At 40.3% G+C, this 22,355-nt stretch carries 17 protein-coding genes; 5 read left to right on the forward strand and 12 right to left on the reverse strand.

Features of this window, described 5'->3' with window-relative positions; all coding sequences use genetic code 11:
- Window position 1: 1 nt before the first annotated feature.
- From PULV_RS09805 to pseI, 5 genes are read left to right on the forward strand one after another with little or no spacing between them, the layout of a single operon-like run.
- On the forward strand, window positions 2-766 hold the full coding sequence (locus PULV_RS09805) for a cytidylyltransferase domain-containing protein (RefSeq protein ID WP_086743879.1): 765 nt from the start codon (window positions 2-4) through the stop codon (window positions 764-766).
- Window positions 767-2,047 carry an aminotransferase class III-fold pyridoxal phosphate-dependent enzyme gene (locus PULV_RS09810; RefSeq protein WP_193331591.1) on the forward strand — a complete coding sequence of 427 codons (1,281 nt, stop codon included), beginning with the start codon at window positions 767-769 and terminating at the stop codon, window positions 2,045-2,047.
- 2 nt (window positions 2,048-2,049) lie between these two features.
- Entirely contained in the window at window positions 2,050-2,862 is an 813-nt protein-coding gene (locus PULV_RS09815; protein ID WP_193331592.1) for a class I SAM-dependent methyltransferase, read from the forward strand.
- A gap of 2 nt (window positions 2,863-2,864) precedes the next feature.
- Window positions 2,865-4,169 carry an HAD family hydrolase gene (locus PULV_RS09820; protein WP_193331593.1) on the forward strand — a complete coding sequence of 435 codons (1,305 nt, stop codon included), beginning with the start codon at window positions 2,865-2,867 and terminating at the stop codon, window positions 4,167-4,169.
- Window positions 4,153-5,193 (forward strand): pseudaminic acid synthase, encoded by a 1,041-nt coding sequence (gene pseI, locus PULV_RS09825; protein WP_193331594.1) that lies wholly within the window; start codon window positions 4,153-4,155, stop codon window positions 5,191-5,193. The genes PULV_RS09820 and pseI overlap by 17 nt, the downstream gene beginning before the upstream one ends.
- A 56-nt stretch (window positions 5,194-5,249) precedes the next feature.
- On the opposite strand, the gene PULV_RS09830 is transcribed toward pseI, so the two are convergent.
- From PULV_RS09830 to flgH, 12 genes are all read right to left on the reverse strand, one after another.
- The gene (locus tag PULV_RS09830; protein ID WP_193331595.1) at window positions 5,250-5,906 is read right to left on the reverse strand and encodes a class I SAM-dependent methyltransferase; all 657 of its coding nucleotides are present in this window, start codon (window positions 5,904-5,906) and stop codon (window positions 5,250-5,252) included.
- Window positions 5,899-7,923 carry a motility associated factor glycosyltransferase family protein gene (locus PULV_RS09835; protein ID WP_086743885.1) on the reverse strand — a complete coding sequence of 675 codons (2,025 nt, stop codon included), beginning with the start codon at window positions 7,921-7,923 and terminating at the stop codon, window positions 5,899-5,901. Before PULV_RS09835 ends, PULV_RS09830 begins: the two co-directional genes overlap by 8 nt.
- A 68-nt stretch (window positions 7,924-7,991) precedes the next feature.
- Window positions 7,992-9,722, reverse strand: coding sequence for a flagellar filament capping protein FliD (gene fliD, locus PULV_RS09840; protein ID WP_086743886.1), 1,731 nt, complete (start codon window positions 9,720-9,722; stop codon window positions 7,992-7,994).
- A gap of 26 nt (window positions 9,723-9,748) precedes the next feature.
- A complete protein-coding gene (locus tag PULV_RS09845; RefSeq protein ID WP_086743887.1) occupies window positions 9,749-10,153 on the reverse strand; it encodes a flagellar protein FlaG in 405 nt (134 codons plus the stop codon).
- Window positions 10,154-10,236: 83 nt separating this feature from the next.
- Window positions 10,237-11,940, reverse strand: a complete 1,704-nt coding sequence (locus PULV_RS09850; protein WP_086743888.1) for a flagellin N-terminal helical domain-containing protein — start codon at window positions 11,938-11,940, stop codon at window positions 10,237-10,239.
- 183 nt (window positions 11,941-12,123) lie between these two features.
- Entirely contained in the window at window positions 12,124-13,824 is a 1,701-nt protein-coding gene (locus PULV_RS09855; protein ID WP_086743889.1) for a flagellin, read from the reverse strand.
- Window positions 13,825-13,995: 171 nt separating this feature from the next.
- A complete protein-coding gene (locus PULV_RS09860; RefSeq protein WP_086743890.1) occupies window positions 13,996-15,702 on the reverse strand; it encodes a flagellin N-terminal helical domain-containing protein in 1,707 nt (568 codons plus the stop codon).
- 61 nt (window positions 15,703-15,763) lie between these two features.
- Window positions 15,764-17,323, reverse strand: a complete 1,560-nt coding sequence (gene flgL, locus PULV_RS09865; protein ID WP_193331596.1) for a flagellar hook-associated protein FlgL — start codon at window positions 17,321-17,323, stop codon at window positions 15,764-15,766.
- Between the two features lie 9 nt (window positions 17,324-17,332).
- On the reverse strand, window positions 17,333-19,378 hold the full coding sequence (gene flgK, locus PULV_RS09870; protein ID WP_193331597.1) for a flagellar hook-associated protein FlgK: 2,046 nt from the start codon (window positions 19,376-19,378) through the stop codon (window positions 17,333-17,335).
- 6 nt (window positions 19,379-19,384) lie between these two features.
- Window positions 19,385-20,419 carry a flagellar assembly peptidoglycan hydrolase FlgJ gene (flgJ, locus tag PULV_RS09875; protein WP_193331598.1) on the reverse strand — a complete coding sequence of 345 codons (1,035 nt, stop codon included), beginning with the start codon at window positions 20,417-20,419 and terminating at the stop codon, window positions 19,385-19,387.
- Between the two features lie 144 nt (window positions 20,420-20,563).
- Window positions 20,564-21,658 (reverse strand): flagellar basal body P-ring protein FlgI, encoded by a 1,095-nt coding sequence (locus tag PULV_RS09880; protein ID WP_086743894.1) that lies wholly within the window; start codon window positions 21,656-21,658, stop codon window positions 20,564-20,566.
- 11 nt (window positions 21,659-21,669) lie between these two features.
- Entirely contained in the window at window positions 21,670-22,353 is a 684-nt protein-coding gene (gene flgH, locus PULV_RS09885) for a flagellar basal body L-ring protein FlgH (RefSeq protein WP_193331599.1), read from the reverse strand.
- Window positions 22,354-22,355 lie beyond the last annotated feature (2 nt).

Here is a 22,355-nt window from a genome sequence, read left to right on the forward strand (position 1 = left end):
CATGATTGGGATTATTGTACAAGCACGTATGAGTTCAAGTCGCTTACCTTCAAAAGTTATGCGCCCGCTCGCAGGTCAACCGATGCTTTATCAGCAGATAAAACGCCTGCAACGGAGTCAACTCGCTGATGCATTGATCATTGCCACTTCAGATGATAGCTCTGATGATGCCATTGCATCATTGTGCACAGAACATAATATTACACATTTTCGTGGGTCTCTCGATGATGTATTAGCTCGTTTTTATTTTGCAGCGAAAGCAAATCAATTAGAAACGATTGTTAGGATCTGTGGAGACTGCCCCCTCATTGATGCAGCTTTAGTTGATAGCATCATACAATTTCACTCTGAAAATCACGCTGATTACACCAGTAATTGTGTGCAGCGTTATTTTCCTGATGGACAAGATATCGAAGTGTTTTCGTTCTTAGCATTAGAGCAGGCCTATCTATTAGCAAAAAAACCATCTGAACGAGAACATGTTACCCCCTTTATTCGTGATTCAGGTCAATTCACTATTAAGAACTACCCAAGCAAGATTGATTTATCTGCTTATCGAATATGCGTCGATCACCAAGCTGATTTTGATGTTGCTAATGCCATATTTACACAATTGACATCACAAATAGGCGAACATTTTGGTGTCAGCGATATCACTCACTTTTTAGATAATAATCCAAAGATTAAGGCATTAAATGCCGATATAGAACTAAATGAAGGTTATAAAAAATCTTTAGCCGAAGATAAATTGTTAGGATTTAAATAAATGACGCCCTCGTATGAAAACTCAATGCAATGGTTAGAGCGTGCTGAAAAATCGATTCCGCTAGGCTCGCAAACATTCAGTAAAAGTAAAATGTCGCTTCCTTTGGGTGCTGCACCACTGTTTATCGAAAAAGGACTTGGAAGCCAAGTGTGGGATATTGATGGCAATCAATATACGGATTTTATTAATGGATTATTATGTATCAGCCTTGGTTACCAAGATCCCGATGTAGATAATGCGATTCGCGATCAACTCAGCAGTGGGATCAGCTTTTCGTTACCACATAAACTAGAAGCACAAGTGGCTGAGTTATTGGTTGAATTGATCCCGTGCGCCGAAATGGTTCGATTCGCAAAAAATGGTTCAGATGTAACAAGCGCCGCAATCAGGTTAGCACGGGCTTATACTCAAAAAGATCACATTGCGGTTTGTGGCTATCATGGCTGGCAAGATTGGTACATTGGTTCTACCACTCGTAATCTAGGAGTGCCAGCTTCCACTCAAGCTCTCACCCATAAATTTACTTATAATCAAATCGACACCCTCGAAGCCTTATTTGCTGACACAAATAATCAAATTGCCGCAGTGATCCTAGAGCCCGTAAATATTGCCCCCCCAGAAGATGACTTTTTATTAAAGGTACAGCAATTATGTAAAAAACATGGGGCTGTATTAATTTTTGATGAGATGATCACAGGGTTTCGATATCACCTAGGTGGCGCTCAAAGTTACTTTGGTGTCACTCCAGATCTGGCAACCTTCGGCAAAGGACTTGCTAACGGCGCTCCTCTGTCGGCGCTGGTCGGGAAAAAAGAAATTATGATGTTAATGAACGATATTTTCTTTTCGGGTACTTTCGGAGGTGAAGCCCTCTCACTCGCAGCAGCAAAAGCATCTTTACAAAAAATGATTGCGACAAACTTTGCCAATGATATTTGGCAAAAGGGAGAGTATCTAATCAACGGATTCAATCAACTGACCAGTTGTGGTGATATGTTTGAAATTAAAGGGCTAGCACCTTGGACATTTTTACAAATCAATCCAGGGATCAATCATTGTCCGATTACAATCAAATCATGGTTAATTCAAGAATTATGTAAAAGAAATATTCTCTTTATCGGCAGTCATAACTTATCTTATGCTCATAGCTATGCAGAGATAGATGCGCTGCTGACGTGCTATCAAGAATTATTCGCTCAAGCCCAACAATTTGATGCGGATAACACCTTAGCAGCCATGCTAGACGGGCAAGTCATTGAAAATGTATTTAAAGTGAGGTAATCATGGAACTTGAACAAATTAAGAGTCATTGGCAGAACTGGGCTTCGCAATATAAAACAGATTTACGCGCGACCACAAAATCTGGCACAGCTAAGCAACTCGAGATCCATGCATTAACTCATGCATTGCAACAATTCTATTCTCCAGATCAATCACTCTCTATACTTGAAGTGGGTTGTGGTAATGGCTATAACTGCTTTGCTTTACAGCATGCATTCGAACAAGCCGCAATTACTGGGGTCGACTTCATCGAAGAAATGGTCGAACACGCAAAAGCTCTCAACCAAGAGCTCCATTGCAACATCCCCTTTTATCAGGGCAATATTTTAGAACTCGACAAACACACTCAATTAGCCCATGAATACGATGTGGTTTACACCGTTCGTTGTGTTATCAATCTCAATAATGACGAATTACAATTGCAAGGTCTCTCACAACTAGCACAAAAAGTGAAAGCTGGGGGTTACCTCTTGTTAATCGAAAATCAAACTCACACTCATGCAAAACAAAATACATTGCGAAATTCTGTCGATTTACCTAGCCGAAAACCAGCGTCATTCAATCACTTCATGGATGAAAATAAATTATTAAGGCATATGGAAAGCTTAGATTTCAAACACGTGCAAAGTCACAATTTTAGCTCTTTACACGATGTTATTTTATATACTTTAGTGCCAATGATTAACGGGGGCGAAGTCGATTATCACCACCCAATCGTGAGTGCAGCGACAGAACTTTTATGTAAAAACGATTCGACTATATACAATGCTTTTGGCGAGTTTGGCCAAAATAAACTATTTATCTTTAAAAAATAATGATGCCAGCTTTTGCTATTATTTTAGACATGGACGGTGTCATTGTTGATACCGTCACTAGTCTTTATCAAGGCTACCTTGCTATCTTGTCGCGTTACGGCATTATCGGCAATCGCTCTGAGTTTAATGAGTTAAACGGTCCTTCACTGGATGAAATAACCCATATTTTATCTAGTCGTTACACACAAATCGATTCTGAAGAGAAGTTAAAACAGCAGTTTATAACATTGCACAAGACACTCTACCAAGACGCTTCCTTATGTCATGGTGTGATTGACTTTTTGCAGTTCTGTAAAGATCAACATATTCCTATTGCACTCGCTTCATCTTCAAACCGTGCCAATATCAAAGTAATTTTCGACCGATTTTCTTTATATACTTTTTTTTCACACATTGTTTCAGGTGATGACGTACAACAGGCGAAACCTCACCCTGAGATATATCAATTAGCTGCTGCGCCCTTTGAACAAAAAGTCATCTTCAGCCTTGATGATAGTCCAAAAGGCGTTGAGTCATCGCTCCAAGCGGGCCTTATAAGTGTGCAGTATTGCCAAGATACACCTCTCATAAATGTACATAGCGCAGATAAAGTCTCCTCTTTTAATGAGTTTAGGCAACTGATCACACAGCCAATCACTTGGTTCAATCGCTACTCGCAATATACATTTGCAATCAGTGAATTTGATTTCACTCCCTTTAACGAAGCTATTGATGTGTATTGGCAAACACACAAACAAAAAAGCATGTTTAATGGCGCCGCAGTTCTTTGCTCTGGTCTTTCAGCTAATGTGGTCAAAGTGACACAATGTGATTATAAAACAGTATTTTATATTCAAAACAATAAAAGCTCTCAACTGGCTAAACACTTTTTTCTATTCGGAGTGTCTGGTTATGTTATAAAAGAGCAAGCGATCTTAATTGCTCAACGTAGTGAAATGGTGAGTCAGTATCCAGGCTATATTGAATGCCCTCCTTCTGGCGGATTTGAAAAAGAGCTTGGGATTGAGGCTTACCAACAACAACTACTCAAAGAATTTCAGGAAGAAACAGCTCATCCACTTGAACACGTCGAGGAAGTCATCACTCAAGGCATTATTTTAGACCTTGATGCTAATCAACTTGATATTTTATCAGCCATTAAAATCAGCGACAGTGCCGAATGTATTTATAAAGATAACTCTGAATACCAAAGTTTAAATTTAATAAATACTCATTCTTTTAAAAAAATAATCCAAACAGATCGCGCTTTACCTGAGTGCTACATCATCGCTAAATTACTCGGAGAAAAAAATGAAAATTGGTCATAGAGCGATTGGTTCAAATCAACCACCCTATATTATTGCAGAGCTATCGGGTAATCATAACGGTGACATTAATCGAGCTATTGAATTAATCAATGTAGCAGCCAAAGCTGGCGCTGATGCAGTTAAACTTCAGACTTACACGGCTGACACCATCACATTAAACAGTGATAAATCTGACTTCAAAATATCCGGTGGTTTGTGGGATGGTTATACCCTACACGAGTTGTATCACTGGGCACATACGCCTTGGGAGTGGCATCCGATATTGTTTAAGCATGCTCGTGATTTAGGCATTGATATATTTAGCTCACCATTTGATTTTTCTGCTGTAGACTTTCTAGAAGGACTGAATGTTAACGCTTATAAAATCGCTTCTTTTGAGCTCATCGATCTTCCTTTAATCAAGAAAGTAGCGCAGACCGGCAAACCTATGATTATGTCGACAGGCATGGCCAACTTGTTGGAAATTCGAGAAGCTGTAGCTGCAGCAAGAGAATCAGGAGCCCATGATATAAGTATTTTACATTGTGTCAGCGGTTACCCGACCCCACCAGAACAAGCGAATCTTCGAACGATAACAGCATTAGCTCAAGAGTTTAATCTCAATATAGGCTTATCTGATCATACTTTAGGTAATGCAACGGCCATTGCTTCTGTTGCGCTTGGTGCAACCATCATAGAAAAACATTTTACGCTCGACCGCTCAGAAGGCGGACCTGACGCCGCATTCTCACTTGAGCCTGAAGAATTAAAGCAATTATGTACTGATACGAAAGATGCATGGCTTTCTTTAGGTCAAGCTGGCTTTGAGTTTAAAGAAGCAGAACAAGGAAATGTACAATTTAGGCGCTCCCTTTACGCATCAAAAGCTATCAAAAAAGGAGATGTCCTAAGTGCTGACAATATCCGTAGCGTTCGACCTGGGTTTGGCCTTGCTCCCAAACATTATGAGGACATTCTTGGTAAAAAAGCCCTTACAGATATTGAATTTGCCACACCTATGAATTGGGATTTAATCGAAAAGTAGCTCGTATGTTTACCTGGATGGTATGTTTTTAAGGCATGCCATCCAGGTTTATTCTGTTATTTTTGTCGATAAGCGTTCGCTAAATCCTTATAAAGTAAACTTATTGATACTCTTTCATCTTCAATCACCCGCATAGATTTATCACCATGAGTACTGATCTCCAGAGCAAATTGACTATAAGCTGGATTCCATAAAAACAGGTTACTATTATTCATCTTATAACTAAAGATACCCGCTTTGTGGCTATATTCATTTTTATAAGGTGTCGCAGGATGAAAATCTTGAATTATGATATACCCGCCATCTTTTAGTACCCGATCTGCTTGTGCTGCAATTTGAAATAGATCATTGCGATCGCACAAATACAAACAAAAACCAAAAATGATCATATCAAAGGATTCATCTGGGTAATCTAGTTTATCTGCTGAACCCACAGTTAAATTCAATGCGGGGTACTGACTTTCCCCTTCTTTAATCGCACTTGTCGATACATCAACACCATAGCAATCAGCATCAAATGTTTTATGAAATAACTCTAAGCGTCGTCCATTAGCGCAGCCGATCTCTAATACTTTTTTTGGACTAAGTTGTTGCTGCAACACAAAGTCGAGCAACGCATCAGCTCCCTCAGGCAAACTTTGGTAATGGGCTTTATTTCTTGCATACCAAGCATCGCCTTCAGAACCTAAAAAGATATCTTTTTGCTTAATCATCCATTTTTGCTCCCATCTCCTGTGCTGCTTCTAACAATAGCGTTCTAAGTACACCGTAATATTCAAACATGACCGCAAACGCTTCTTTCAAGAAAGATTTACAATAAGTATTATTTCCGATCAGATAAACATAACCTAAAACCGTAGTTTCCATGTAGGTAACACTGCCATTAAGGACTCGAATTGCAACGATATCCTTGGTTCCATCTAAGCTCATTAACCGCTGATGGACAGTGTCAAAAATATCTATAATGTCTTTGGGCTCAAAATCAATTTCAAGATATTCTGGCTTAATCATCGTTTCATCAATGATATTGATAATCGTACCAATTCTGAGTGCAATCTCACGCTGCCACGTTTCTTTATCTAATGATGAGTCACTTGAGTTTGACTTTAGAAATTGTACAAATTCTGCTTTATCAACCTGTTTTTCCAATACAATTTCATTAGAGTGCAACGCAGTGGTACCGACAACTTTCACTCCGTTAGAACAATTGTAAACTGTCTTATTATCGTTTTCGCTAACATGATGTCGTAGGGTATATTCTGCCGCATGCCTTGCTGAGTCGAGTGTACTGTCAGTGTAAACAACACCACCGAAATTTGCTTCTCTTTGATCTTTTTGAGTTTGAACTACCGCAGTTTCTTTAAATGCATCAAAATAGCCCGTTTTATCTGAATGATGTTTATTCGGATCGATGTAGCCAAAATCACAACCAAACATGTAAATATCATTTGATTTAACATGATTAAAAAAGCCCAGCGCACCATTTACAACGGTTGGGTTAGTTGCATAAATAATAGATAAGTCATGCTCATAAGTGACACGAACCATATCGGATGCGGCATCATTAGGTTTGAGAAATAAGATTGTTTCTTTAAATAAATCCATCACAGGTGGATAAACAGTATTCATGCCAATGAAAGTAATATCACTTAGGTATTCTTTATCATCGATAGCTAGCAACCAGTCCAGAACAGGCCCTGTTCTTTCAACTTCAAAATGAATGTCTGGCTTGATCCCATACTTTTTCAACGCCATTAAAGACGAGCCACACGAAACGATGATTGCTTTATCTTTATTTTCCTTAATTATTTCGAAGTCATCATCTAACGAAGGGCCGGAGCCACAAATGAAAATTGGAGCATCAATTTTATTGGCCATCAACTGTGTGCCCGCTTTCAAAAATGCGTGCTGTTTAGCAATATTTTCGTAGGTATGTTTTAAAGATAATATTTCATCTTCTGTGAAACCAAAACCAGAGTAAAGAACACGACCATTTTTTAGAATATAGTCAACAATTTCGCCCGAAGTTTCACTCTCGTAATGCTTATAAAAAGATAAACAACCAGATTTGAATATACCAAAGCGAAAAAATAGCTTTTGAAATCCTTCAAAGAATGACTCTTTGTTGGCGCCAACTAAGATCGTTATTGACTTATTCACACCTTGAAATCGTTCAACTAACCAACGCCAGTTTAAGGTAAATAATGAACTATAAAACAAATCCTCATTGGGCTCATAAATATAGATATGATCTATATTCTGCTCAGCTAATTGCTCAAGGTGGTAGCCCAGACCGACACCAATTACAGCTAAAAACGGAAAACGACCAATAGGGATAGTATGCAAGTCTTCAAACAAAGCCTTGCCCTCATACTTTGCACCTAACCTTGCTACATCAGTTAAATAATCTAAGTGTTTAAAACCGATCGGGTTATTTCGCTCTTTTTCTTCATCGCTCATGGGGGTAATGCGATAAATATTGCGGATCGGATTTTTGATAAAACATTGTGTTTGTTCTATCACCGTTTCTTTAGGATTGCCTGCATAAATAAAGTGGCCATTACAGGCAATATTAAGATGATTGTTCTCATCTAATTCTAAGCCATACTCTTTTGGTTCATAGTTAACAAATTTTTCAAACAAATGCGGGAACTGCTCTTTTAAAAAGTGCATGTTCGTATCGAACGTTAACGTTAAAATATTCTTAAGTAGTGCTTTATCTAAACTCATTATTTATACCTATAAAAAGACGCCTTACGGCGTCTTTAAAATATTCAATTATCGTACCAATATAGTCTTTATTTAGACTTTTTAACAACCCCTGGTAAATTATCTAATGCTCCAGTTAAGTATTGACTAGTTGCATTCAAATTAGCGACTAACAAATCCATGGTATTAAACTGACTAAATAAACGGCTCTCATACTTCACCATTTTAGTGTTAAATTTGTCTTTTTCTTCGTTTAACTTTTCCATGTAGCCATTAATTGATTTGATTTTGTTATCAACAATACCGCCGGTTCCTTTATATTCATTAACAACATCGGCTAATGAACGCGCAATCCCTTTCTCACCACTAAAAAACGTACCAAAATGCTCAAAGTTAGTATCTATTTGTTTTTTAAGTTCTTTGTTATCTAACTTCAAGGTACCATCTTTTTGTGTTGAGACGCCTATCATCGAAAGAGAAAGCGATAAATTATTTTCAATTGGTACAGCATCTCCCATCGACTCACGTAACTGACCTAAGAAAGTACGTACAGTACTATCACTAATCAAAGAGCCAACACTTCCCGTTTCTTTATCTGCATTAGTTACTTGTTTGACAACATCAAGCATGGCATTGAATGAGTCAACAAATTTTCCAACAGCTTCTTCTGTCGACCCTTTATCTAAAGAAACAGTGATTTTATCTGCTGCGTCTGTTGCTGCATGTGCACTTTTCACGGTAAGGGCAACACCTGCAACGACTTTATCGAATGTATTTGTACTACTACTTGCAGAGATTGCACCGTTTACCGTTATTTTAGCATCTGAAGCAGCTTGATTTTCAACATAATTATTTGGTGAATAACTATGAGCTAACCGTGAAATTCCTGATAAATCTGTAGTATTCCCATCATCATCAGAAGCGATTGCAATACTCACCTGATGATTACCATAATCATTTGTAGAAACCAGAGCCAACTTTTTACCACCAGCGCCATCATCTTCTAGCGACGCAGTTACATTAATGGAGTTAGCATTGATTTTATTAACAACATCTTCAATCGTATCAGTAGCCAAAATATTAATATTCTCACTACTTGTGCCATTGGCTAAAGTGATAACACCATTTGAGGTGCCATCAGCATTCATGACTTCCCCTGCAGTAAAAGTTTGAGCCAAAACTGTATTTTTTGCTGAAAATGCCAATTGAGATAAGCCTGAATTATCATAACCCTGGCCATCTTGATCTGTTACTTCGATTTCAATTGCACTCTCTAATCCCGTTTTATCAGCCGATAAAACTAAATAACTACCATTTTCACCGTTAATAATACTTGCTGTTACGCCAAAATTGGCGCCTGAGCTATTAATATTTGCAGCAACACTATCCAGAGTATCTGAGGCTGAAACTTCAATATTGAAAGACGATGAAGAGTTTTTCAAAGTCAGTGTCCCTTGGCCTACAGCGGTAGTGAGGTCGAATGCCTTGGAAGTAATCGTTTGACTTTGTGCGACTTGGTCGACTTTAATATCGTAGCTTGCAGGCAATGCTGCAGAGCCGGCTTCAACGTCGAACTTAGACGATGCACTTTCAACGCTACGCTTAGAAAATGTGGTGGGGAGTTTTAAATCGAACAAGGCATCATTGAGATCTGAGATTGCACTTTTCAATTTACCTAAATCAGACACTTGTGCAGTGTACTTTTCTTCCGTTTTTAAGGTTTTATCATCAAATGGCTTTCTTTCTGCCTCAACTAATTGCGTAACAATAGAATTGACATCTAACCCTGAGCCGATACCTGGGGATGATAGACTTGGCATAATACTGACCTCATATAAAAAGCTATTTAGACCTTTTCGCTAAGCAATGTTCCCGTTGCTTTTGATAAAGATTTGATGACATCTAAAACCTCTTCTGACGGAAATTGACGGATAAGGTCTCCAGATTCACTGTCCACAACTTTAATTATGTCTCTACCTGACTCTTTGTCTACTGAAAAACGTAAAGATGTGTTGAGTGAATCAACAAAGTCTTGCAACTTTTGCGCCACCTCTTCCATATTTACCGCTTCCGAATCCTTTTCAACATCTTGATTCATTTCATCTTCTGCTTTAACAAGGGAAGTAGAATGATCTTCAAAAGTAATTGGTTTATTTAATTGAGAGGCAACTTGTTTTGGCTCAGGATGCTGATTGCTTACTGGCTGTTTCACGACTGCCTGTTCAATAATGTTTGTGGTATCAACTTTCATACATTCACCTAAACATTAATTTTTTAAGACAAAAGGAATCTGCAAAACAGATTCCTTTCAGAGTCATCAATTATCGTTTACGGTTAACCTAACAAGCTTAACGCTGCTTGAGGTAACTGATTAGCCTGAGCTAAAATTGATGTACTCGCCTGCTGTAGAATTTGTGATTTAGTCATGCTAGCCGTTTCGGTAGCAAAGTCTGTATCACGAATACGACTTCTAGACGCTGAAGCATTTTCAACAACATTTTCTAAGTTTGATACAGTTGAATTAAGACGATTTTGTACCGCACCTAAACCAGCACGTTGCTCATCGATATAACCAAGTGCACCATCCACTATTTCAATTGCTTTTTGTGCGCCAATCGCAGTACCGATATCAATATCGTCTACCGTTTCTCTATCAGAAATTACAGCAGTATTACCTGTACCTTGCAACATATTACCCGCTTGTAATGCTGTCGCTGTACCTAGGCTCAACTTATAATCACCATTTGAATGAGTACGAACCGTACCAACAAACACTGCGAAGCCAGCTGAACTATCTGCGGTCATACCCTCAAGGGTGTTTGCACTACCCATAGTACCAGAAGCAATCGCTGTAGTAGTATCAAGGAAGTTACCGTCATAGCCGTATGTAGTCGCACTGATAGCAAGTACCGTTTCTGCACCTGTCGCTTGGATATTTTCCATTACGATATTATCGCCACGCTCAGAAATTAACGCAACTCGGCCATCACCAGTTAGTTTTGCTGAAATCCCTGTCTCAGTCGCCGCTTCATTGAACGCATTCACAACGGCTGTTAAGTCTTCAGTATCTGTGATTGAGAATTTGATCAATGCACCTTCTTTTGCAGTGTCAGTATTTTGACCTCGAAGCTCCATTGTAACCGTTGTTTCGATTGACAGTAATGCGGCATCCGCTGCACCCATGAAATCAAGAGTAACCACATTTCGAGCGTCAGCTAGTACGCCTGTTTTAGCTGCAATCTGATTGATTGAAGATGCAGCATTATATGCACTTGCATCAGCACCATTAATACTTGCAGTAGCACTACCTAAATCACCTTTTACTTGAAGTGCGATGGTTGCAGCTGTACTTAGTGTTGCAATGTTACCTTCAATTGAATTGGTGTAAGTACTAACCGCTGTTGCTGCGGTTGTTAAGCTCATGCCACCAAAACCAACTAAACTATCACCACCCGTCACCATACCTGCTGATGTACCAAGCGTTGTGGCTGTAGATGTATCACCATTGATAATTTCAAATGATTCTGCACCCATGTCAGCACCAAAGAATGAGCCAACACTCACGTTGATGGTTTCGAATGATTTAGCACCAACTTGGAACGCTTCAGTACCGAAAGAACCATTAAGCAATTTACGGTCACCAAAAGTCGTAGATTCTGCAATACGGTCTAACTCACGTTGTAACTGTACTACTTCTTCTTGAAGTGCAGAACGGTCACCATCAGAGTACGTACCATTGGCCGATTGAACTGCCAAGTCACGCATACGTTGTAAGATGTTTGAGCTTTCTTGTAACGCACCTTCTGCAGTTTGCGCCATTGAAATACCGTCGTTTGCATTTCGAACAGCAACGTTTAGACCATTTACTTGTGAAGTAAGTTTATTTGAAATCTGCATACCCGCAGCATCATCTTTAGCTGAGTTAATTCTCAAACCAGATGATAAGCGTTGCATTGATGTTTCCATCGCACTACCAGATTTGCTCAAGTTACGTTGAGCGTTGATCGATGCGACATTCGTTTGAACTGAAATTGCCATAGTAATTTCTCCAGCGAACAATTGATAATTAAGACTCTCAATGTATGTATCGGAAGGAGATCAAAAACATTTAGCTTTTTTTAACTATTTTAATTTTACTAGGATGAATTAATTCGTTAGTGATTGATTTTATTTACATAAAAAAGAACCAATTTCTCAATTGGTTCTTTTTTCATTATTTAATTAGCCTAATAAAGACAAGGCTGCTTGTGGTAACTGGTTAGCCTGGGCCAAAATAGATGTGCCAGCTTGTTGCAATATTTGTGACTTAGTCATGCTCGCAGTCTCCATGGCAAAATCAGTATCTCGAATTCGGCTTCTTGATGCTGAGGCATTTTCAACTACGTTCTCAAGATTCGATACTGTTGAGCTCAAGCGGTTTTGAACAGCACCGAGCCCCGCACGTTGACTATCAATATAAGAAAGCGCGCCATCAACGATTTCAATTGCTTTTTGCGCTCCAACAGCCGTCCCGATATTGATATCATCCACAGATTCTTTAGCTGATATAACCGCGGTATTGCCAGTGCCTTGCAGCATATTGCCGCCCTGCAACGCCGTTGCCGTACCTAAACTCAATTTAAAGTCACCATTACCATGCGTACGAACAGTTCCGACAAATGTCGCAAACCCAGCAGCCGATTCTGCAACTAATCCTTCTAAAGTACCTGCACTGCCTAATGTTCCTGAGGCAATTGCCGTTGTGGTGTCAAGCACTTCGCCATCATAACCATAACTAGTTGCACTGATCGCTAAGACTGTTTCAGCGCCCGTGGCTTGAATATTCTCCATGACGATGTTATCACCACGTTCAGAAATTAAAGCAACACGCCCATCCCCGGTCAGTTTTGCTGAGATTCCCGTTACAGTTGCTTGCTCATTAAACGCATTGACTACGGCAGATAAATCTTCAGTATCAGAAATAGTGAACTTAATGCGCGCGCCATCTTGTGATGTATCGGTATTTTGCCCTCTAAGCTCTAAAGTAACTGTGGTATCAATCGAGAGTAAAGCGGCATCATTTGCACCACCAAAAAAGTCAAGCGTCACTACATTACGAGCATCAGCAATCACGCCAGTTTTAGCCGAGATTTGATTAATCGTTTGCGATGCTTCATATGCACTTGCGATACCATTAATACTTGCTGTAGCACTGCCTAAATCACCTTTAATAGATAAGGCAACGGTTGCAGCTGTTGATAAAGTAGGTAAATTACCTTCGATTGAATTTGTATACGAACTCACCGCTGTCGCAGCGGTCATTAAACTCATGTTACCGAAGCCTATTAAGCTATCAACCGCGGCCATGCCTTTACTTGTTCCAAGCGTGGTCGCCGTTAAGGTGTCACCATTGATAATTTCAAAGGACTCAGTTCCCATATCTTCACCAAAGAATGAGCCAACACTGACATTAATAGTTTCAAATGAGCGAGCGCCAACTTGAAACGCTTCAGTACCAAATGAGCCATCAAGCAGTTTTCTATCACCAAATGTCGTAGTTGATGCGATACGGTCTAATTCTCGCTGTAATTGCACGACTTCTTCTTGAAGAGCGGCTCTATCACCATCGGAATAAGTACCATTGGCAGACTGTACGGCTAGATCTCGCATCCGTTGTAAAATATTCGTACTTTCTTGCAGTGCGCCTTCCGCTGTTTGCGCCATAGAAATACCATCATTAGCATTTCTGACAGCAACGTTTAAGCCATTCACTTGCGACGTCAATTTATTGGAGATTTGCATGCCTGCGGCATCATCTTTAGCGGAGTTAATTCTCAGACCAGATGATAGTCGCTGCATAGAAGTGGTCAAATCATCGCTTGATTTGTTTAAATTGCGCTGCCCATTTATAGAGGCAACATTTGTTTGGATATACATGCCCATTGTTTGCATCCCCTTATGGCAAGCAATTGCCACGTTTAGGTTAGTTACTGTTTTAAATGGCTAAAAGCCTATCTCAAACAATAAATGCAGGATACGTACCACATTATTTAAAAGATAAAAAAACTCCAGCATATGCTGGAGTTGGAAGAGGAGAAAAAGTTACTAAGAAGTTTAACCACCCAAAAGTGATAATGCTCCTTGAGGTAACTGATTGGCTTGCGCCAAAATTGAAGTGCCGGCTTGTTGTAATATTTGATTTTTAGTCATTGTTGCTGTTTCCATCGCAAAGTCAGTATCTCTGATACGACTTCTAGACGCCGTCGCATTTTCAACAACATTCTCTAAATTAGAAATCGTGCTTGATAAACGATTTTGCACCGCACCTAATCCTGCACGTTGGCTATCAATGTAAGATACCGCACCATCGATAATCTCAATCGCTTTTTGTGCACCAACAGCCGTACCTATATTGATTTCATCGACTGTTTCTTTTTCAGAAATGACCGCTGTATTACCTGTGCCCTGTAATAAGTTACCACCCTCTAAAGCGGTACCAGTCAAGCTTAATTTAAAATCATTGTTACCATGAGTTCGAACAGTTCCAATAAAGGTTGCAAACGTTGCTGCGGTCTCATTTAGTGATGCGCCTAGTGCACCTGTTGAATCCGCTATCGTTCCTGATGCAATTGCTGTAGTTGTATCCAAGACGTTGCCATCATAGCCATAAGTTGTAGCACTAATCGCTAATAGTGTTTCTGCGCCTGTCGCTTGAATATTTTCCATCACGATGTTGTCACCACGTTCAGAAATCAGTGCTACGCGGCCATCACCTGTTAATTTTGCAGAAATCCCAGTCACTGTCGCTGCTTCATTAAAAGCATTAACAACTGAAGTCAAATCTTCTGTGTCAGATAAGGTAAATTTAATTCGCGCAGGATCAATTGCTGGATCTGTGTTTTGGCCACGTAGTTCCATAGTGATAGTTGTGTTTATCGACAACAATGCAGCATCATTCGCGCCCGAGAAGAAATCAAGCGTGACATTATTTCTAGCATCAGCAAGGACACCGGTTCTTGCCGATACTTGATTAACCGTTTGAGCGGCTTCATAGGCACTTGCAACACCATTAACACTGACATTCGCTTCACCTAAGCCGCCTTTAATACCTAATGAATAGGTTGCTGCAGTGCTCAAGGTAGCTAATGCACCTTGAATACTATTTGTATAAGAAGAGTAAGCAGTGACACCACTCGTAAGAGCCATGTTACCAAAACCAACTAAACTATCGACTTGATTAATATTCGTAGCAGTACCAAGAACCGCAGTTGCCGTCGTCGTATCACCATTGATTAACTCAAATGATTCAGCCCCCATATCGGTCGCTTCAAAAGAGCCAATACTGACATTGATAGTCTCAAAAGATTTTGCGCCAACCTGAAAGGCCTCAGTACCAAAAGAGCCATCTAATAGTTTTCGGTCACCAAATGTCGTCGTCGCTGCAATTCGATCCAGTTCGCGCTGTAACTGCACAACTTCTTCTTGCAGAGCTGCGCGATCGCCATCGGAATAGGTACCATTAGCAGATTGAATCGCCAAATCACGCATACGTTGTAGAATATTGGTACTTTCTTGTAAGGCACCTTCGGCCGTTTGCGCCATTGAAATACCATCATTTGCATTTCGAACGGCAACGGTCAAACCGTTTACTTGCGACGTTAAGCGATTAGAAATTTGCATTCCGGCAGCATCATCTTTGGCTGAGTTAATCCTTAAACCTGATGACAAGCGCTGCATAGAGGTCGTAAGGCCCTCTGTCGATTTATTTAAGTTACGTTGGCCATTAATAGAGGCCACGTTAGTATTAATATACATACCCATCTTAGTTTCTCCTCAGTGATGGAAGTGTGTCTTCAATAATTAAAAGCATTTAATGTGCCAACTATATGTAATCAAATAAGGATAAGTTTTGAACACGTGAAAAAGCTTGTTGTGCAGCTTGTAAACCAACACGTGAGTTTTCCAAATTGGTAACAGCTTCATAGACATCAATCTCTTCTATTTCCGCCAGTGTGACTTTTGTTGTTTCTTTAAACAAAAGCTGGGCTTGCTCTTCATTATCAATACTGTTCATACGCGCACCGATTTGAGAACGAGTGTTGTCAATATTGGTTTGCGCACTTGAAATCTCTTGTAATAAGGTTCCGAGGACTTCAACACGTCGACTACTCTCAGGCTTATCAAGTTGGATTGATTCCGGGTAATTTGGCGCTGGCGCGGCAGGAATAGTTGTTTGATTCCCCGGCGTGCCTGACAAATTCAATTCCATTCCATTAAATTCAATTTTGGTCCCAGCCGGGTTGTAAGCTTGAGCGGGTACAGGCGTAGATAACACAGTAGGCGGTGCAGTGGCTCGATTTACTTCTCTGATTTCGACTAATCCAGCCGCTGGAAAAACAATCTCAAAATCGGCTAATTTATGTTCATCTGGAAAGTTAATATCTCCACCGGTAATAGCCAGCGTCGATCCTTGAATAGCCTGTGTTGTGTAGCTATTACCTGTAATAGACATCGCATCCATAGCCTGTTTAAAAAGCCAAAGAGTACTCGTTTCATTCGGCTTAACATCAGGCTGCATATCAATAGTGTCACCAGCTTGGGGTGGAATATTTAGGTTTGTTTTGACACTGACTCCTTGAAAGTTAATGTCATCACCCGCAGCATAGTTGTATGGGCCGCTCACTACATTTGGTGCGGCCATTGATACATCGATCACTTGCCAAGTATCAGCAAGGGGTGGCACCGCACCTGTAAATTGAATTTGATACGTATTTGCTGGAGCTGTTGGCGCTTTAAACTCTGTCGGATCTTTCACAAACCCCAATGATACCTTAGCACCACTAGCCGCTGCCGCGGCTGGGCGGAAATGACTGTATTTTGACGCAACATTAGTGACAAATTGATTACCAGGCTCAGCGACAGCGACTTCAAAACTTGGCGCGATAAGCACTTCACGTTGACCGCTGTCACCAAAATATTCAAAATAACCAAACTCATCCTGCTGAAACGGCTGTGTCCGTGTCTGATAGCCAGAAAACATGTAATCACCATTCGCATTTTTCTGATTCGCAATACCTTCATATTCTTCAAGACGAGAGCCTAACTCTTGCTGGTACGCTTTTAGCGCATTTTCATCTAGTGAACCGTTAATCGCACCTGTGAGGATCTCTTGTACCCTAAGCAAAATGTTATTCATTGAGTCCAAAGATGTTTCCATTTCACGGTTATAGCGTGTCGCAGTTGATTGTGCGTCAATGTAACGATTTGATACTTCGAGCTCTTTTTTAAGTTTAATAATGCTGTTAGATGCCACAGGGTCATCCGAAGGGCGAATAACTTTTTTTCCTGATGACAACTCTTCTTGCGCCCGATCTAAATTAGACTGGCGAGTTTGCAGGTTGACCAATGAACGTTGATAAAAGTTAGCGGTTCCGATTCTCATAATTAACTCCTACCTTACGGCCTGCATTAAACTGTCAAAGGTTTCATTAGCGATTGAAATAATTCGCGCTGAAGCGGAGTAAGCTTGCTGGTAGCGGATCAAATTTGCCGCCTCTTCATCTAAGTTAACTCCTGAAATAGCCGCCATCCGTTGCTCTGCACCTGAAAGTAACACTGCAAATGAGTCGGCATTGATTTGTCCACTTTGCGTTTTCACACCAACAAAAGTGACCAATTCTGCATAGGATTCCGAGAATGTATTCGTACCACCATCCAGTGTTTTCTTATTTTGAAAATCGAGCATTTTCAAAGCATTAGTATTGTCACCTGGTCCGAATTTCTTGGTGTTATAAGGCGCTGTTCCATCTTGATTTGTGATTGTGAATACTTCATTCCCAGCCAATTTACCTTTGAGCTCAAAACGCATACCGGGTAAATCTATGATTTGATCGGCTGGGATATTAAAAGGACCACCAGCGGGTGCCGCTAAAGGGGCACCAGCGGAATCTTGAATACTGTATTGTGTCCCTGCCGCATTAATAGCGACCTGAATTTGAGGGGCTAATGGCAAAGGAAAATTGACTTCGTTAGGAAAATTAGCATCCGCAGTGTTGCTAATTTCATAAAGATTAAACTCAACATTATTAGGATTAGTGGTTGCTGCCACATCAAGTTGATTACCCGCTGCAGCCACTAATGTTGGATCTTCTAAAGTACGCTCGATATCACGAGAACCAGAATAGGTTGCACGGATCAGAAACTTATCACCTGGCGCTAAATTATTGTTTGCAATATTAATATTTAAACCAGTGCCAGGAATTTCTAACCGAGTATTTGTCGGCGGCGACATGCCTGCAATATCTGCCGCTGTAAAAGTCACCAATGTATTTTGGTCTTTATCAGTAACAACTAAATTACCACCCGCATCCACGACCATTTTATATTCATCACTGGTAACTAAAGCGGCATTGGTAATATTGATTGAAAAGTCTGTTCCAACTGGGTTATTTCGAGAATTAAGTGTTCTTGATAAAGCGGTTTGAGGATCATTGATATCTTTAAATAAATTGGTTCCTTGTGCGCCATTCAAATCACGGCCTAACGACTGCTGACGATTAAACGCATCTGCATAAGCAATTGAGATTTTGCCCATTTCACGAATTGCAGGTAAAAGAAGCTCTTCTCTAATTTTGAATAACCCTCCCAGTGAGCCACCATCAATTTGATCTGTCACAATCGACTTTTTAGGTGCACCAGGAGTTGGAGAAATACCAATTTCTAATTTGTTTGTATCAAATTCATTTCGTTCTACTGATAAAGGAACCGGAAACGTCCCGGCAACGAGCGTCAAACCAGTACCCACAGTTAAATTTATGGTACCATCAGGCAAATCGATAATGTTAACTTCAACTCGTTCGCTAAGCTGACTAATTAAAAGCTCTCTCTTATCAAGTAAATCATTGGCTGGGAAGCCATTCTCAGCCACCGAGTTCGCCACCGCGATTTCACCATTAAGCTGAGCAATTCGTGTACTTATTTCATTAATAGCCGCAACGGTCGTTTCTATTTCTTGGTTGATATTGCCAAGATGTTGCTGCTCCACCTCGGTAAACATATTATTAAATCGTTTCGCAGCTGACTCTGCGGTACTTAAAAATACATTTCTTGCAGAAATAATGGTCGGATCTTCAGTGACACCATTGATAGAATTAAAGGCTTCCTCAATACTTTTGGTGATCCCTGTATCGGTGTTTGCAAGGAAGTTATCTAAACGCCCAGCATTAACCGTTTGAGTATTGTTGTAATTAAATTGGCTCTTGTTATAAATAACTTCGCTGTAAGAAAATTCATTAAATGAACGAGAAATTGAAGAAATCTGGGTTCCATTTCCTAAGTACACACCACCAAAAGGGATACCCACCGTTGAAATTTGCTCAACTGTTTGACGGTTATAACCAGCCGTGTTCACATTGGCAATATTATGGCCTGTGGTGTCGAGCCCTTTTTGAGCGGCTGCTAAGCCTGAAACACCTGTGCCTAAAATTCCAAAACTCATTCGTTATCACTCCGTAATGTTTGCAACGTCGTTACTTAACATGCGACTGATCCCCTGCTGCAGCCCTTCACTATTGAGGATGCCGATAATTTTTTTCGCATAATTTGGATCAGTTGCGTAACCTGCTTGTTGTAACTTATGCAAAAATTGCTCCATATTGCCGGTTGACTTGAGTGCCTCTTGATAACGACTCCCTGAACTTAAAAAATTCACAAAATCATCAAAGCTTTCTTCAATACTGTCATACGCTCTGAAAGCTGCGTTCTTCTTGACTGCAACGCCATCTTCAAACTCCAATGTGACTTTTTTGACTGAGTCACCCTGCCAATTACCACCTGCTTTTATATTGAATAAATTATTACTAGATTGACCATTAGGCGCTGTAATTACATGCTTTCCCCAACCTGTTTCAAGTGCAGCTTGGGCAATCATCGCGGCTGGATTGAGGTTAAGTTTCTCCCCTGCCACCTTCGCCTTTTGCCATAATTTTTGAATAAATGACTCTGGAGAATCAAAGCGGGTAATAGGCTCAGGTTTAATCTGGCTAGCTGTATTATTTGATGCACTTTGTGCTTGTATATTTGCAACTGAAAACTGTTCATCAACCCAACTAGGTAGGTTTTTTTTCGATGGTGGCACGCTCATATCACTCATGTTCTGACTCTGAGTGCCTAGATCGCCATTACCTCTTAGAACTGAGGCCGGGCGATAGGTTGAATAATCTGGGCTCAATTGCTGCACAATTAAATCAGCTAACCCAAGCGAGCCATTACTCGAAAGCTCCATGGTCAGCTGCTGATCATGCATGTCTTGATAAAATTTGGTTGATTGACTATTGAAAGGACTATCAGATTCAAATGCTTCGTTGGCTTTTCGCATACTTTGCAACAGCATATTCATGAAAATAGATTCAAAGTGCTGCGCAGCTTTTCGAAGCGCTTCTTTTTCATTGCCTTGGCCGTTTTTTGCATCTCGGCGTAAATCATTCAGACTATTTAGGTCAAAATAATTACTGGGCATTTGTTGATTAAGTTCATTCATAACAGTTTGTTGACACTCCAAAGATTACCTTAATCAATGCAATTGAAATGCCAACAAAACAAATGTAATAATAAGCTTATTTATCAGTATATTAAAAATAAAAACCCAGTGAAAACTGGGTTTTTATGAAAAGTCGGATTGTATTTAGATAACGACTAATTGTCCGCTGATCGCACCGGCTTCTTTTAACGCTTCTAAAATAGCCATTAAGTCACCAGGTGCTGCGCCCACTTCATTAATAGCCCGAACTAAATCATCTAAACTCACGCCGGGATCAAAAACAAATGCACGCGTATCATCGCGGGATACATCAATGATACTTTGTTGAGTAACAACCGTTTCGCCTTCAGCAAATGGATTAGGCTGCGACACATTTTGTTGCTCGGCAATAGTCACCGTTAATCCCCCATGGGTAATTGCGGCAGGCTGCAGTCGGACATCTTTACCAATCACTATCGTACCAGTACGTGAGTTAACGAGAATTTTGGCTGAAGTATCTGCAGGTTTAAACTCTAGATTTTCGAGCGTTGATAAATACGCAACACGTTGTGATACATCTCGTGGGGCAATAACTCTTACCGAAGCTGCATCCATCGCACTGGCTGAGCTTGGCCCAACGAGTTCGTTAATGGTATCTGCAAGGCGCTTAGCGGTTGTGAAATCAGGACGATGAAGATTGAAGGTAATGTAGTCACCTTGAGAAAAAGGATTGGCCACCGCTCGCTCGACAGTACCACCATTAGGGACTCTGCCAACTGTGGGAGTATTGACTAGAATTCGACTTCCATCTTGCCCTTCAGCTCCTAAACCACTGACAATTAAGCTCCCTTGTGCAATCGCGTACACATTACCATCAATCCCTTTTAAGAAAGTTTGCAACAATGTACCACCACGTAAACTCCCTGCACTGCCAATAGATGAGACGGTCACATCAATTGTTTGACCGGGCTTCACAAACGGCGGAAGTTTAGCGTGTACGGCCACAGCCGCGACATTTTTAATTTTCGGTTTTAAAGTGGCAGGTAAGGCTATACCAAAACTATTGAGCATGGCTTTAAACGTTTGTTCAGTAAAACGGCTTTGCTCTCCAGTGCCTGGTAGTCCAACAACTAAACCATATCCAACCAACTGATTATCACGTACCCCTTCAACCATAGAAACATCTTTAATGCGTTCTGCATAGCTCATTGACGATAGAGCTAATAAAATAAGGTAAGTATAATATTTGAATATTTTCATAATCGAACATCCTAAAAAGGAAATAAAGAGCCCATAAAAAAGCGAGAAAGCCAGCCACTACTTTGAGCATCTTGCATGTCACCTTTTCCTGAATATTGGATCCGGGCATTGGCAATACGATTCGACTCTACCGTATTATCCGCTGCAACATCAGAGACACGAATAATTCCCTCTAATCGAATAAACTCTTCACCAGTGTTGAGAGTGAGCCATTTCTCTCCACGGATCATCAAGTTACCATTAGGCAAAACTCGCATCACATTGACTGAAATATTGCCACTTAAACTATTTGATTGATTAGATTTAGCATCCCCTTTATAAGAGGCATCGGACGTTAATCCCAACTGAATACTTTCACCACCGATATTAACGTTGTTTCCACCTAAACCTACGATAGGTTGTAGACCAATGTCTGTTGCTTTATCTGTTTCGGTTTTGGCGCTTTTAGAGGCTTGAGTCGATTCATTAAGCATTACAGTGATGATATCGCCGACACGTACTGCTTTTTTATCACTGTATAAATCATTTGAAGTGTAAGCATCAAATAAAGAGCCCGTTTGCACCAATTGTTCTGTCGTCGGCTCAGGAACCATCGGGCTATAGTAAGGATCATCTTGCAGCACAGTACGATTTCCTGTCGACATACAGCCAACAGATAAAAGTAATGTACTCAAACAGACTAGAATATTCTTCATGA

The sequence above is a fragment of the Pseudoalteromonas ulvae UL12 genome, assembly GCF_014925405.1.
GTDB lineage: Bacteria > Pseudomonadota > Gammaproteobacteria > Enterobacterales > Alteromonadaceae > Pseudoalteromonas > Pseudoalteromonas ulvae.